General features: G+C 61.4%; 17 protein-coding genes. 7 read left to right on the top strand and 10 right to left on the bottom strand.

Going from position 1 to position 13,351, the window contains the following annotated elements:
- Positions 1-102: 102 nt before the first annotated feature.
- From BLW62_RS07800 to BLW62_RS07780, 5 genes are all read right to left on the bottom strand, one after another.
- The gene (locus BLW62_RS07800) at positions 103-1,074 is read right to left on the bottom strand and encodes a phosphoadenosine phosphosulfate reductase family protein (protein ID WP_090506557.1); all 972 of its coding nucleotides are present in this window, start codon (positions 1,072-1,074) and stop codon (positions 103-105) included.
- Between the two features lie 467 nt (positions 1,075-1,541).
- Complete coding sequence (locus BLW62_RS07795) at positions 1,542-2,123, bottom strand: DUF2150 family protein (protein ID WP_090506556.1); 582 nt, start codon at positions 2,121-2,123, stop codon at positions 1,542-1,544.
- Positions 2,124-2,206: 83 nt separating this feature from the next.
- Positions 2,207-3,049 (bottom strand): TatD family hydrolase, encoded by an 843-nt coding sequence (locus BLW62_RS07790; protein WP_090506555.1) that lies wholly within the window; start codon positions 3,047-3,049, stop codon positions 2,207-2,209.
- A 61-nt stretch (positions 3,050-3,110) separates the two neighbouring features.
- Positions 3,111-3,581 carry an NYN domain-containing protein gene (locus tag BLW62_RS07785; protein WP_090506554.1) on the bottom strand — a complete coding sequence of 157 codons (471 nt, stop codon included), beginning with the start codon at positions 3,579-3,581 and terminating at the stop codon, positions 3,111-3,113.
- Between the two features lie 63 nt (positions 3,582-3,644).
- Complete coding sequence (locus tag BLW62_RS07780; RefSeq protein ID WP_090506553.1) at positions 3,645-5,126, bottom strand: aldehyde dehydrogenase family protein; 1,482 nt, start codon at positions 5,124-5,126, stop codon at positions 3,645-3,647.
- A 272-nt stretch (positions 5,127-5,398) separates the two neighbouring features.
- On the opposite strand from BLW62_RS07780, the gene gcvT reads away from it, so the two are divergent.
- Positions 5,399-6,517, top strand: coding sequence for a glycine cleavage system aminomethyltransferase GcvT (gene gcvT / locus BLW62_RS07775; RefSeq protein ID WP_090506552.1), 1,119 nt, complete (start codon positions 5,399-5,401; stop codon positions 6,515-6,517).
- 1 nt (position 6,518) lies between these two features.
- Positions 6,519-6,902: a glycine cleavage system protein GcvH gene (gcvH, locus tag BLW62_RS07770; RefSeq protein WP_090506551.1), complete on the top strand. Its 384-nt coding sequence runs from the start codon at positions 6,519-6,521 to the stop codon at positions 6,900-6,902.
- 15 nt (positions 6,903-6,917) lie between these two features.
- Here gcvH and BLW62_RS07765 read toward each other — a convergent pair whose 3' ends face one another.
- The 3 genes from BLW62_RS07765 to BLW62_RS18955 all read right to left on the bottom strand — a co-directional run bounded on the left by BLW62_RS07765 (position 6,918) and on the right by BLW62_RS18955 (position 8,229).
- Positions 6,918-7,109 carry a hypothetical protein gene (locus BLW62_RS07765; RefSeq protein ID WP_090506550.1) on the bottom strand — a complete coding sequence of 64 codons (192 nt, stop codon included), beginning with the start codon at positions 7,107-7,109 and terminating at the stop codon, positions 6,918-6,920.
- A 14-nt stretch (positions 7,110-7,123) separates the two neighbouring features.
- The gene (locus BLW62_RS07760; protein ID WP_090506549.1) at positions 7,124-7,834 is read right to left on the bottom strand and encodes a helix-turn-helix domain-containing protein; all 711 of its coding nucleotides are present in this window, start codon (positions 7,832-7,834) and stop codon (positions 7,124-7,126) included.
- A gap of 194 nt (positions 7,835-8,028) precedes the next feature.
- On the bottom strand, positions 8,029-8,229 hold the full coding sequence (locus BLW62_RS18955) for a DUF7835 family putative zinc beta-ribbon protein (RefSeq protein ID WP_076581895.1): 201 nt from the start codon (positions 8,227-8,229) through the stop codon (positions 8,029-8,031).
- A gap of 283 nt (positions 8,230-8,512) precedes the next feature.
- On the opposite strand from BLW62_RS18955, the gene BLW62_RS07750 reads away from it, so the two are divergent.
- Both BLW62_RS07750 and BLW62_RS07745 read left to right on the top strand, forming a co-directional pair.
- A complete protein-coding gene (locus BLW62_RS07750) occupies positions 8,513-8,863 on the top strand; it encodes an ArsR/SmtB family transcription factor (protein ID WP_076581893.1) in 351 nt (116 codons plus the stop codon).
- 71 nt (positions 8,864-8,934) lie between these two features.
- Positions 8,935-9,207, top strand: a complete 273-nt coding sequence (locus BLW62_RS07745; RefSeq protein ID WP_090506548.1) for a DUF7521 family protein — start codon at positions 8,935-8,937, stop codon at positions 9,205-9,207.
- 94 nt (positions 9,208-9,301) lie between these two features.
- Here BLW62_RS07745 and BLW62_RS07740 read toward each other — a convergent pair whose 3' ends face one another.
- Positions 9,302-10,048, bottom strand: a complete 747-nt coding sequence (locus BLW62_RS07740) for a competence/damage-inducible protein A (RefSeq protein ID WP_090506547.1) — start codon at positions 10,046-10,048, stop codon at positions 9,302-9,304.
- 313 nt (positions 10,049-10,361) lie between these two features.
- Here BLW62_RS07740 and BLW62_RS07735 point away from each other — a divergent pair, with 313 nt between their 5' ends.
- The 3 genes from BLW62_RS07735 to BLW62_RS07725 are packed head-to-tail and all read left to right on the top strand — an operon-like array spanning position 10,362 to position 12,525.
- Positions 10,362-10,592, top strand: a complete 231-nt coding sequence (locus BLW62_RS07735; protein WP_090506546.1) for an AbrB/MazE/SpoVT family DNA-binding domain-containing protein — start codon at positions 10,362-10,364, stop codon at positions 10,590-10,592.
- Positions 10,593-10,967 carry a type II toxin-antitoxin system VapC family toxin gene (locus BLW62_RS07730; RefSeq protein WP_090506545.1) on the top strand — a complete coding sequence of 125 codons (375 nt, stop codon included), beginning with the start codon at positions 10,593-10,595 and terminating at the stop codon, positions 10,965-10,967.
- A gap of 43 nt (positions 10,968-11,010) precedes the next feature.
- Positions 11,011-12,525: a replication factor C large subunit gene (locus BLW62_RS07725; RefSeq protein ID WP_090506544.1), complete on the top strand. Its 1,515-nt coding sequence runs from the start codon at positions 11,011-11,013 to the stop codon at positions 12,523-12,525.
- A 135-nt stretch (positions 12,526-12,660) separates the two neighbouring features.
- On the opposite strand, the gene bioD is transcribed toward BLW62_RS07725, so the two are convergent.
- Positions 12,661-13,344 carry a dethiobiotin synthase gene (gene bioD / locus BLW62_RS07720; protein ID WP_090506543.1) on the bottom strand — a complete coding sequence of 228 codons (684 nt, stop codon included), beginning with the start codon at positions 13,342-13,344 and terminating at the stop codon, positions 12,661-12,663.
- Positions 13,345-13,351 lie beyond the last annotated feature (7 nt).

The following is a 13,351-nucleotide window of genomic DNA, read 5'->3' as shown; positions in this document are numbered from 1 at the left end:
CGAACGGCACTACTCGCCAGCACCGACTGTACACGACGTGAGGTGGACGGAGAAATCCGACACCTCGTTCCGGTTCACTCGGTCGCGATCACTCGAGTCCACTCACATGTAGCCGAGGTCGCGCAGGCGCTCCATCAGGTCCTCTTTGTCCTGGGCGCGCCCGGCGCGCTCGGTCGTTCCCTCGAGGTCCTGTAACCAGGCGGGCTCTTCTTCCGATTTCTCGGTCGAAACCTCGCTGCCGAGCGAGCGGAAACCGGCGAAGTACTTCGGCGAGATCGGGATGTCGGCCTGATCGACGCCCTCCGGAAGGTCCTCGTCGCTTTCGGGGACGTAGCCGTCCTCGGGGAAGTTCTCGACCGTGTCCGGAACGACGAAGTTCCAGAAGGCCTCCCAGACCGCAGCCTCGTCGAACTGCAGAATGGGCTGAATGCGGTCGTGTGGCGGGTAGATGTCCGGATCGTGACGCGGCGAGAAGAACGTCTCGTCCGCACGGGCTTCCTGTTCGTCCCAGCGAACGCCGCTGATGACGCCGTCGAACTCGTACTCCTCGAGGGCGTCGTTGAGGGCGACCGTCTTCAACAGGTGGTTCCCGACGTAGGTGTCGAGCAAGAACGGGAACGTCTCTTCTTCGTACTCGAGGATCTCTCGAACGTGGTGTTGGTTGTGCTCGGAGAGCTCCGAAATGTCGATTTCGTCGCCAGGCTCGAGGCCGTGTTCGTCGACGTACTCGCCGACGTTCTCGTTTCGAGCGTAGATGACCTCGAGATCCCACTTCGTCGCCCAGTGGTCGACGAAGTCGTGAATCTCGTCGAAGTGCTGGTAGTGGTCGATGAACACCGCCGGCGGTACCTCGAGGTCGAAGCGCTCGGCGACCTCCTTGATGAAGTACAGCGTGAGCGTCGAGTCTTTTCCGCCGGTCCACATGACCGCCGGGTTCTCGTACTCCTCGAGGCCGGTCCGGGTGACCTCGATCGCTTTCTCGATTCGATCCTGGATGTGCGGGTAATCCTCCGGATCTTCGCCATCGCCGTCGTCGTAGTCCACGTCGACGTAGTCGGGGAAGTTCTCCGTCATGCTGTGTAATGAGATATAATTACCTCATTTAAACGCTTTGGGGGAGCGGAAACGTCTGACGGAAACTGCGACGACTCGGGGCGACACGCGCTCGGTTGAAACCACCACGAGACGCCGCAGTCCGTGACCGAGGACGGATCGCGGCTACCGGCACTACCCCTCGTATATGTGACGTTCGGTGACTGTCAGTGGAGGAATATCGTTCGTCGCAACGATTTCACTCGAGTCCAACCGTGGCGACGCGGTGGTGACTGCGACGCTAACATGCTCACGACAAGACGAGGAATATATTGCCACAGTCACAAATTCGTGACTATCGGACACGTTAGCTTGAGTCAGCGGGGACGATGACGAGGCTAATCGAGTGATAGGGATGGTCGAATCGCTGGAACAGACGGCATCGAAACGGTACCAGCGACGAAAACGCCACGAACGACGGCGGCGTCTCGCAGGAGGACTAGTCGGGATTACTCGTCTTCTTCTTCGACGACTTCTGGATCGCTCATCGCGCTCTGGAGGCTGTCGAGTCCGTTGACCCACTCGGTGACGAGGCCGTACTCGAGGTCCTCTGCGACGCCCATATCGAGTTCCTCGCCGTCGATGATGAGGGTGCCGGCCTGTGCGGCGTAGCCGAGTGCGGCGTCGAGTTCCTCCTCTGCTTCCGCGTCCGCCGCGGCGCCGAGGTAGTCGCCGACGCTACCGTCTTCCGGTGGGCCGCCAGCGATGTACTCCTCCGCGGCGAAGAACACACAGACGAGACTCGTCTGGACACCGTCGACGAGGATCAGTTTCTCCTCGTCCTCGATGTCGACCTCGCCGAGAACGATCTCGCGGACGTCGGCGATCTCCTCGAGTGCGGCCTCTTCCTCGAGGTCCCCGTCGTCGTAGGCGGCGACGATTTTCGCGATCGCGATCGCCGTGTCGTCCTGCAGATTCAACAGGAGGCGTGCCGACGATTCGTCTTCCGGATCGATCTCTTCGTCTTTGATGCGGCCGATCCAGTTTTGCCAACGTTCCTCCGAGTAGAACTCGGTCGGGGGATTGCTCATACAGACACCTACACCGGCCGCTTGAAATGCCTTTCTCTACCGTACGGTAATCCGAACGAACCGTTACCGGCCGTTCTGTGACGTTAGAGGGTTCCTTCCGTATCAATTCCGTAGACGAGATCCGGAGTTTCGACGTGGGCATTCCGGACCGCTTCGGCGTGACCGTTCTCGAGTAACCACGCCACCCGTCGTGGCACAGTTTTCGGCCCCAATACGGCCCCCGGCCGGTCCGGATCGTCGATATAGTCGGTCTCCATGAGGAACGGTTCGCCGCGTTCAGCGGCCGTCTCGAGTCGCTCCTTGTCACACATCACACTCGGAATCGGCCCCTCGAGTCGGCCGCCTGCGTAGTGTTTGACGACCTTGTGTCGCGGGAGGCCCGCGTCCTCGGCCCACTCCGCAACCTCGGTCATCTCCTCGCTCGCTTCCGCGTGGAGTTGCACGGCACACTCGAGGTCGGCCCCGCGTTCGAACGCGTGACACATGACGGCGTTCGAGGCCTCCCAGACGGCGTCGTCGACCTCGTAATGCGGGCGGCCTGATTTCAGTGCCAGTGCGTCGCCCGCGTCGACGTACTCGCCGGCCACGTCGATTCCAGCTCGCATCAAATCGCGTGCGTCCGCTGGTGTGAACCCGCGCTCGTCGACGAGTCGCGACACGAGTCCGGGATGAATCCCGAGGACGGGCCAGGCTCGCCCCTCGAGTTCCTCGTCGGCTTCGTCGACGATTTCGATCGTCCGCTCGAAGACCTCCCGGAAGTCCTCGCCAGTCTCGGCCTCGACGCCGAGGTGCCAGGAGGGTTTGTTGACGACGAGCAAGTGTGTCCCGCCGACTCGGGCGAAGTCTCGAACCGCGTCGATGCCGCGGTGGTTGTCCGGATCGAGGTGGAGGTGATTGTCGAGTACGGGCGTCTCCTCGTCGATCATAGCGGACAGTAGAACGCGCCGCGGGAAAACGCTCCGACTTCCAACGAAGGCGGCGGCCACCTCAGTTATCGAGCGTGATCGCGTCGTCCGCGGCGTTTTGCAGGGCGTCCGAGCGACCGTGTTCACCCGGGGCGATCGCGATCGTCTCGACGCCGACCGACCCCGCGTACTCGAGGGCGGGCTTGAAATCCGTGTCTCGGGAAGCGATCGCGAGTCGGTCGATCGTGTTCTCACTACACAGCGCGGTCGCGTCGACGGCGAGTTTCACGTCGACGTCACCGCTCGTGATGATGACCTCGAAGCCTCGCGCTTCGGCGGCCTGGATGAGCCCCGGCGTCGCGTGTTCGTCGAGATAGATCCGGATGATCCCGACGCGGCCGAGGTCGCGCGCGGCGTCGCGCAGGTCGTTCAGATCGACGTCGAACTCGTCGCGAAAGACGTTCGGCCCGTCGACGAACAGGCCCACCGACGGCTCGCGGTCGAGTGCGGGCTCCTCGCTCCGGCCGAAACGGGCGCGAACGCGGTCGAACATGCTCGAGCGTTTCTTGGGCCGCGAGATAGATGTGACGAAAGTGACCCGCTCGCGCTCAGTCGCTCACTCGAAGATAAGGTAATCGCGTTCGTCGTGTTGGACGGAGATCCACTTCGGTTCGGTGAGTTCGTCGACGATCCACTCGCCGTGATAGCGCCCGAGTCCGGACTGCTTGACGCCGCCGAAGGGTGCGTTGTGGTCCTCGTTGATCGGCTGATCGTTGATGTGGACCATCCCCGCGTCGATTCCGTCGGCGAGGGCGCGTGCCCGCTCTTCGTCCTCACACTGAATCGCAGCGGAGAGGCCGTACTCGGTGTCGTTAGCCAACTCGAGGGCCTCCTCGTCGTCGGCAAAGGGAATCACCGGCGCGATCGGGCCGAAGTGTTCGTTACACGCAGCCGCCATCTCGTTCGTACACCCCGAGAGCACCGTCGGTTCGACGAACAAGCCCTCCGCGTCGCCGCCGGTTTCGAGCGTCGCACCCGCCTCGAGCGTCGCCTCGACGTACTCGATGAGGTCGTCACGTTGGGTTTCGTTCTGGACCGGGCCGAAGGTGGCGCGGTCGTCCTCGGAGGGATCGCCGACGTTCAGCGACTGGGCGTGTTCGACGAGCGAGTCGACGTACTCGTCGTAACGCGACTCGTGGACGAGATGGCGATTGATAGAGATACAAACCTGTCCTTGGTGGAAGAACGAGCCGAACGCGCCGGCGCGTGCAGCCTTCTCGAGGTCGGCCTCGTCGGTGACGATGAAGGGAGCGTTACCGCCCAACTCGAGTGCGGGCAGAGCGAGGTTTCGACCGGCCTGCTCTGCGACGCCCTTTCCGACGGCTGTCGATCCGGTAAAGGAGATCACGCGTGCGGCCGGGTGCTCGACGAACCGATCGCCGATCGCAGAGCCGCGGCCGGTGACGACGTTGACGACGCCGTCCGGGACGCCGGCCAGTTCACAGAGTTTCGCGATCAACAGTCCGCCGGTAATCGGCGTATCCGTCGCGGGCTTGAGGACGACAGTATTTCCGAGGGCGATTGCTGGCGCGAGCGCGCGCAAAGAGAGGTGCAGCGGGAAGTTCCATGGCGAAATGATGCCGACGACGCCGACCGGTTCGTAGACGACGTGGTTGTCCTTGTCCGGAATCGACGGCGACTGGCGCACTTCTTCGTCGGGTGCTTCTAGATTGAGCGCCATCTTCAGATCTCCAGTCGCGGTTGCGAACTCGGCCGTCGCACGGTAGGACGGGGTGCCGGCTTCGGTCGCTAAGAGCGTCGTAATCTCGTCATAGTGATCGTTTAGTTGCGTCAGCAGGTTCTGGACGATCTCGGTTCGTTCGTCTCGAGGCGTCTCCGCCCAGTCCGGTTGGGCGGCCTCGGCTGCCTCGTAGGCCGCGTCGACGTCGGCCTCGCTCGCGGCCGGAACCGACGTAAACGCTTCTCGTTTCGAGGGGTTTTCGACCGCAATCGTCTCGTCGCTCGAGGCGCCACACCACTCACCATCGATGTACAATTGGCTCCAATCAGCTGTCGGCTCGAGTTCGTGGGCACTCATACGTTCACCACTACCGTTATTTTCAGATAAATGTGTTCGGCAACCGGAGACGATGCGGTAATCAGTTGTAACCACTGGAAGTTACGTGAACGAGTTGTGAGAACGAGTGGGGAGACGGACGGGATCGTGACTGTGTGCGAGTCTATCGACGGACCCAGCGGTGTCAGACTGCAGTGGCGAACGGCGATGCGTCGATGAGAACACATCTGAGAGTCGACACCACAGCCCACGCGACGAAAAGACATTACTACTCCCCGGGTGATTTAGCGAGTATGCCGCTTCAAACGCCGCCGTTACGTGACGTGCACGCCGATCGGGGCGCGAAGTTCACGGAGTTTGGCGGCTGGGATATGCCGGTCGAGTTCGACTCGATCCAGACGGAACACGCGGCCGTACGCGAAGATGTCGGCATCTTCGACGTCTCGCATATGGGCCAACTCTCCGTCACCGGTCCCGACGCGACCGAGTTGATGCAACGACTCACGACGAACGACGTGACCCAACTCGCCGTCGGCGACTCCCAGTACGCTGCGATCACCAACGAGAACGGTGCCATCATCGACGATACCGTCGTCTACCGACTGCCGGACGCGGGTAGCGACGACCCCGACGTCGAGGGCGAGAAATCCTACCTCTTCGTGCCCAACGCCGGCACCGACGAGGCGACCCACGAACGCTGGATCAGCTACCGCAACAAGTGGGACCTCGAGGCCACCGTCGACAACCAGACCGACGAGTTCGCGATGTTCGCCGTGCAGGGACCCGACGCACCCGACCTCGTCGAGCGCGTGAGCGACGACCCCGTGTCAGACCTCTCGCGATTTCAGGCCCGCTACGCGACGGTAGACGACAGTCGATGCTGGGTCGCCCGGACGGGCTACACCGGCGAAGACGGCTTCGAGCTCATCGTCCCGTGGTCCGACGCCGAACGGATCTGGGAGTTGTTCGAGTGCCAGCCCTGTGGCCTCGGTGCTCGAGACACGCTCCGAATCGAAGCGGGCCTCCTACTTGCGGGCCAGGACTTCGACCTCGAGTCGAACCCGCGAACACCCTACGAGGCGGGGATCGGCTTCACGGTCGACCTCGACACCGAGTTCGTCGGTCGAGACGCGTTGGCCGAAATACAACGCGAGGGCGTCGACGAGCAACTCGTCGGCTTTCAGTTGATCGACCGAGGTATCCCGCGACACGGGTACGATATCACGAACACCGACGGCCGCGTCGTCGGTGCCGTCTCGAGTGGAACGATGAGTCCGTCACTCGAGAAAGCGATCGGACTCGGATACGTTCCGAGTGAGTACGCGGAGCCGGGAACGACGCTTCACGTCGTCGTTCGCGGGCAGTCCAAAAAGGCAAGAGTTGAAACCATCCCCTTCATCGACATCGTATAACATGAGTTTCGATATTCCAGACGACAGACAGTATCTCGAATCGCACGAATGGGCACACGAAGAAGACGGCACCGTTCGAATCGGCATCTCGGATTTCGCACAGGACGAACTCGGTGACGTCGTCTTCGTGGAACTTCCCGACGAGGGCGACGACCTCGAACAGGGCGACGAGTTCGGCGTCATCGAGTCGATCAAAGCCGTCTCTGATCTCTACGCACCGGTCAGTGGCGAAGTCACGGCCGTCAACGAGGACCTCTTCAACGCCCCCGAACTCGTCAACGACGACCCCTTCGGCGACGGCTGGATGCTCGAGATCGATGCGGACGATACGAGCGAACTCGACGACCTGCTCTCGGCCGACGAGTACGAAGAACAGATCGCCTGAGTTCCCACGCGTCTCTTACTCCGCCGGCCGCTCGGATCGGTTGACGAGAACGAGCGCGATACCGCTCACGAGAACCATCGCGACACCCCAGACGACCCAGGCACCGGCGCTCCCACTCAGGCGGACGAGTCCCAGCGAGAGGACGAAAACGAGCGTCAAGACGATCGTCAGTCGTTCAGTCCGATCGAATCGGTTTCTCACGGCCATCGCATCCACCTCGGTCACTCGAGTGCGGCGAGTCGCTCGAGCATCTCCTCGAGGTCGACGTTCGTCACGGCCAGATCGTAGCCGTCGATACGCGCGAGCTCCCGGGCGTGGTCCCACAACTCGTCTTCCTCGAGCCCGTGGAGGATCACGGCATTGGGCGTCGGATTGAGTACGCGAAGGGCGATACTGACGCCCTCGCCGCGAGTGACGTTGGTGAACACTAGAACGCGATTCGTGCTCTGGCCGTAGAGTCGGAAGAACTCCTCGCTCGAGAGTCGCGTGATCGCCTCGATGCTGTCGATGACCGTGTGGCCGCTAATGTGCGTCGTGTTGTTCGTGACGATTTCGGTCGCCTCGAGGTCGTCGTGGAGCGTCGAGAGGGGAATCGAGGTGGCGTATTCTCGTAAGTCGTGGACGACGTCGCTGTCGAATCCGGCCGAGAGCACGCGCCCGTACTGGCGGATTCGGTCCCCGCCTCGGCGTTCGTCGATACCGAGCAGTCCGTTCACGAGTCGGCGAACGACGCCGATTCCGGGACTCTCACGTCGACCGCTCTCGTAGTCGGAGATGACCGACGATGAAATCTCGAGTTCGGACGCCAGATCCGTCTGGGAGATGTTGAAATCGGTCCGCCACTTGCGTAGCGTGGCGCCCGGATCGTCACTCAGCGTGATCTCTCCGGCGATCTTCTCCGCGAGTTCTCGTTTGGGCCCACGACCGCTCATACGTCGTTGTTACGCGGTCGACTCAAGTAGCTACTGAAGACGGTTCGGTAGCGATTACTGGCGGTTCGGCGGCCCTGCGAACGGGGTGGCACTCCGACGTGGCGGATCAGTGTAACGGCACGCCTGATCGAACGGTCGAATTCGTCGGCGAGAAGAATTGGTGTGGTCGAAACGGACAGACTATTGAGGGATCGTTACGCGTTGTTCATCCGCTGGCTATCGAGGTTGCCACAGCGCGTACACTCCCGGACACGGTATGGCTCTCGGGAATATTGTGCGTTATCTTCACTTCTACTCTCCGTAACGAGTTGGATAGAAACCTCGTGCAGTGTGTCCGTTTCACACTCCTCGCACGGTTCTCTCATCCCGTTTGATACGCCACTAGTCGTTGCCATACTGTCCCCATCGTACTACATCACGATATATCATCCACAGTGACTTCGTTCCAAGAGAAGTGGTATAAATAGGCGTTCTCAATTCGAGATAATACCCTCGCGTACTGATCAGGATATGGCAGTATTTTTAAACAAATGCTGGCGGACGCTCGCGACGGGAGGGAGCCGCGTGTGGATCCGAGAGAGTGCTCCCGAGACGTTGTAACCCGAGCTTCTATCTGTATTTCTGATTTTCATCAATACTCGGAAAACCTTTTGCGGTGAGTGTTCTAATTAGAGACACATGGATGACGAGTCTTCTATCGAGGAAGTCCTCAATACAATCGGGGACGAACACGCCCGCACCGTCCTCGCCTCGATCAGCCGTGAGCCGGGCTCGGCAAAGGAACTGGCAGCGCGACTCGAGCTCTCCCAACCGACGATCTACCGCCGCCTGGAGTTACTCGAGGAAAACGACCTGATCGAAGACCGGACGCTCGTCGCCGACGACGGCAATCACTACAAGGAGTACACGTGTAACTTCAATAGCACGGTCATCTCCTTGGAAGACGACGAGTACGACGTTCGAATCTTCCGCGAGGAGAATCTCCCCGATCGGTTCACGAAACTGTGGGACGAACTCGGAACGAACTAACGTCGAACGATGTGCACTACATACAGTCGGAAGACGCGATCGAGACGGCGTCCGTGCGTTGGTGAGCGTCGATGAACGAACTCCTCAACGTGGTGTTGATGATCCTCCAGATGGTCGTCTTCGCGTTGTCGCTCGGACTGACGCTCATTAGCTTCCAATCGTACAACCAAACGGGGTCCAAACGCCTCGAGTCGGCGTTTATCGGCTTTGCCTTTCTCAGCATGGGGGTCGGGCTGACGACGATCAACTCTCAGCTCTCGTCGACGCCGTCGGTGCTTTTCATCGCCGAAACGGTCCCGTTCATCGTCGGCTTCGGCATGCTGTACCTGTCACTCTACCGGTGAGCGCCTCTCACACCTCACTGTCTACTCGTCATCCACGTCCAACCGCTGTGGTGCGCTCGTTTTGATTTACGGTGAATTCTAGTCGGCCGTCTACTCACTCCGTCGGCGGATCGTCGACCGTCTCGATACGCTCTCGCACCCACGAGGCTGCCGCATCAACCGTCGATTCGTCTTCTCCCCGAACGCGTATTCGACCGGGCTGGGTCTCCCCGCGAGGATAACTCCCGACACCGACGTCGTAGCGATCGATCACACCCTCGAGGACGTCGTGGAGCGAGCCCTCGGGTGCGGGTGTGTAGATCGTTCGGGTGACGACGGCGCCCTGGAACTCCTCGGCAACGAGATCGAACATCGCGTGCATCTCCTCGGGAATCCCGGCGAAGACGTAGACGTTCTCGACGACGCATCCCGGTGCCCAGCCCTCATCGGTCACCAGCGGCGTCGCCCCGTCGGGAATCGACGCTGCGGCGTCGATATCGAGGTGTAGGTCGTACTCTTCGACCAGTTCTGGATTCTCCTCACGAAACGCGGTCGATTTCTCGAGGAGTTCGTCTCTAATCCGTTCGTGAACGACGAGGTCCCGATTCAGTCCGTCGGCGACTGCCTCGACGGTCACGTCGTCGGGCGTCCCGCCGATTCCGCCGGTGACGATGACGGCGTCGAACGCGTCCGCCCACGCCGAAACGGTTTCGGCGATGAGCGCTCGCTCGTCGGGAACCGTCAGGATCCGCTCGACGGTGTTCCCGCGGTCAGTGAGCCTCGAGGCGAGCCAGGTGGCGTTCGTGTTCGTCGTCGATCCGGCCAGAATCTCGTCGCCGGCGGTAACGATCGCGACGTTCATACGGGTCGTTCGGCCGTGCGATAGTTAGCCTCGTCGCCCTATCGTGCGGAAATCGTGTCCGCCCACGGCTGGTTTCACTTGCCGACGGAGCAACGCTCCGCAATCCCTAAACGCGACTCTCCCCAATCACGTTCCAATAAGCGATTGGACCGAGCAGTCGAGAAAATACGATGGAGATTCGACGTACTGAGAACGTCGAATATGCGTCGTCGGCCGCTCGTGAATGCAGAGACAAACTCCGACAAGTGGACCCAGAATGGGTATTTCCATATATCGGGGAACGTTTTTATCTTTGCCCACCGTACACCGAAGTATGTCAGACGTAGCGCTTGACGACCGCGGTCGTCTCACGCTCCCGAAGGAGGTCCGAGAGCGATACGGGGACCGATATCACGTCATTCAGCTTCCCGACGGGGTCAAACTGGTTCCGGTCGCCGCCGACCCGCTCGAGGCACTCAGGGACGAGTTCGCGGATGTCGAGAAGTCGGCTAACGAACTTCGTGAAGAAGCACGTGAAGCAACGCTCGACAAGGCCGGACGATAGATGTATGTGGAAACCGACTTTTTACTCGCACTGAGTAAGGACGATGACTGGCTCGGCGAGGCCGCCGAGTTGGTGTACCGGGAACACCGTGACGAGTTGTGGACATCTCAGTTCACGCTCATCGAACTCCTGATGGTCGCCTACCGGGAGGAACGTGATACCGAACGCGTCGTTTCGAACGCCGCCAACCTCGTCGAGGTACGCGGTGACGTGGAAACGGTCGTGACGGCGGCAACGTACGTAGAAGACCACGGGTTCACACCGTTCGACGCGCTTCACCTCGTCGAATCTAACGGCGATACCATCGTCTCGAGTGACGACACGTACGAGGGCGTTGCGTCCCGTCTCGACCTGAAGACGGTCGACGAGCAGTGACGCTCCGCAATCCCTAAACGCGACTCTCCCCAATCACGTTCCAATGAGCGATTGGACCGAGAAGTACCGGCCGACGACGCTGTCGGAGGTACGCGGAAACAACAAAGCCCGCGACGCACTCGAGGAGTGGGCGCGATCCTGGGACGACCACCGGGACGCGGCCATCGTCCACGGCAGTCCGGGAGTCGGGAAGACCTCGGCTGCGCACGCGCTGGCCAGCGACATGGGGTGGCCGGTGATGGAACTCAACGCCAGCGACAGTCGCGGTGCCGACGTGATCGAACGCGTCGCCGGCGAAGCCTCGAAGAGTGGCACCTTGAGCGCGGGCGGAACCGGCCGCCGACTCGTCATCTTAGACGAGGCGGACAACTTCCACGGCAACGCGGACTACGGCGGCTCTCGCGAAGTGACTCGAGTCGTCAAAGAGGCCAATCAGCCGGTCGTCCTCGTGGCCAACGAGTTCTACGATATGAGCAAGACGCTGCGAAACGCCTGCGAGACCATCGAGTTCCGGGATGTTTCGAAGCGCTCGATCGTTCCCGTGCTGCGGGATATCTGCCGGCGCGAAGACGTCGAGTACGAAGAGCAGGCACTCGAGAAAATCGCCGAGTCGACGAGTGGCGACCTTCGATCCGCAGTCAACGACCTGCAGGCGGTCGCTGAGGAGACCGATCGACTGACGGTCGACGACGTCGTGACGAGCCAGCGCGATACGACCGAAGGAATCTTCGACTTTCTGGACACCCTGATCAAGGAAGCAGACGCCGAGGGTGCCCTCCGCGCGTCTTACGACGTCGACGAGAACCCCGACGAGATGCTCAACTGGATCGAAGACAACGTTCCGAAAGACTACGAGGGTGGCGAGTTGGCCGACGCCTACCAGTACCTCTCGAACGCCGACCGCTGGCTCGGGCGCGTCCGCTCGAGTCAGAACTACTCGTTCTGGCGCTACGCGACGGACAACATGACCGCTGGCGTCGCCGCCTCTCGTCGCGGCGACAAGGGGGGCTGGACGCGTTATGGCCCGCCGAGTTACTGGTCGAAACTCGGGCGTACGAAAGGGACGCGAAACACTCGAGACGCCATCGCCGAACGCGTCGCTGAACGCGAAGGCACGAGCGTGGCGACCGCACGCCGAGAGATCCTCCCGTTCCTCTCGGCGATGACCCATCACTGCAAAAATCGAGAGTTGACCGTTCGCATGGCTGGCGCGTACGAACTCGACGAATCCGAAGTGTCGTTCGTCACCGGCAGCGGCAAGAGCACGAACAAAGTCGAATCGATCGTCGAAGACGCCGAGGAACGCCGGGAGAAACAGACCGTCGAGCACTCGGGATCGGCATTTTTCGACACCGGAGACTCGAGTACCGACGATCAACCTGCCGGATCGGACGAAATGGCGACGAACGAGCCGGACGCGGGCGAGGAGTCCGACGGACAGGAGACGCTCGCCACGGCGGGTGACTCGGACGACAGTGGCAGTGAATCCGGGGTCGAGGACAGTGCAGCGAAAGTGGACGAAGACGACGACCAGTCCGGACTGAGCGATTTCATGTAGCTGGCGTTTTGAGGGGGAGCGCTGCTAGGCTGGATTATTGTCAGCACGACTCGAGGAAGTACCACGGACAGAATTGGTATACCACACGCAGTACCGACGAATACCACGGGCACTTCGACGAGTCGACGAGCCCACTCACTCGCCGTGTACGAGTACTCGATCGACGAATGCCGACGAAAGTGCGTCTTCGACACCGCCAGCGAGCGCTGTCGGTGACTCTCCGTCGAGTTGTGGGACCGTCTCGACTTCGCACCCAGTCATTCGCTCGAGTTCCGCAGGATTCGTTCGTTCCGCGAGCGTCGCACCGGCGTATTCGTTGCACACGATGCCGGCGACGTCCACGCCGCGTCGCTCGAGGGCCTCGACGGAGAGGGCGCTGTGATTGAGCGTTCCGAGTCCGGATCGGGTGACGACGACGGCCGTCGCGTTCAGGTCGGCGACGAGGTCGATCACCTCGCGGTCTCCGGCCAGTGGCACCCGAAGGCCGCCGATGCCCTCGACGATCGGGAACGGTGTGTCTGCGATTTCGGCTTCACAGGCCGTTAGGATCGATTCGTAGCCGAGTTCTGCGTCGGCTTCGGCTGCGGCAACTCGCGGCGCGAGTGCGGGCTCGAGGTAGTGTGGACAGACTGCGGCCGTGGGGTCGTCACACGCCTCGGCGACGAAGCCGGCGTCGTCGTCCGGTGGATACCCGGTCTGGGCAGGTTTGATCGCTCGCGCGTCGATTCCTCGCTCGCGCAGGGCGCTGGTGAGTCCTGCCGTGACGACTGTCTTTCCAACGTCGGTGTCGGTGCCAACGATTGCGATCGGAGTGGTCATGTGGTGT

Source organism: Natronorubrum sediminis, assembly GCF_900108095.1.
GTDB classification, from domain to species: Archaea; Halobacteriota; Halobacteria; order Halobacteriales; family Natrialbaceae; genus Natronorubrum; species Natronorubrum sediminis.
The sequence above is the reverse complement of the archived record's forward strand: the minus strand, read 5'-3'. Positions and strand labels throughout refer to the sequence as shown.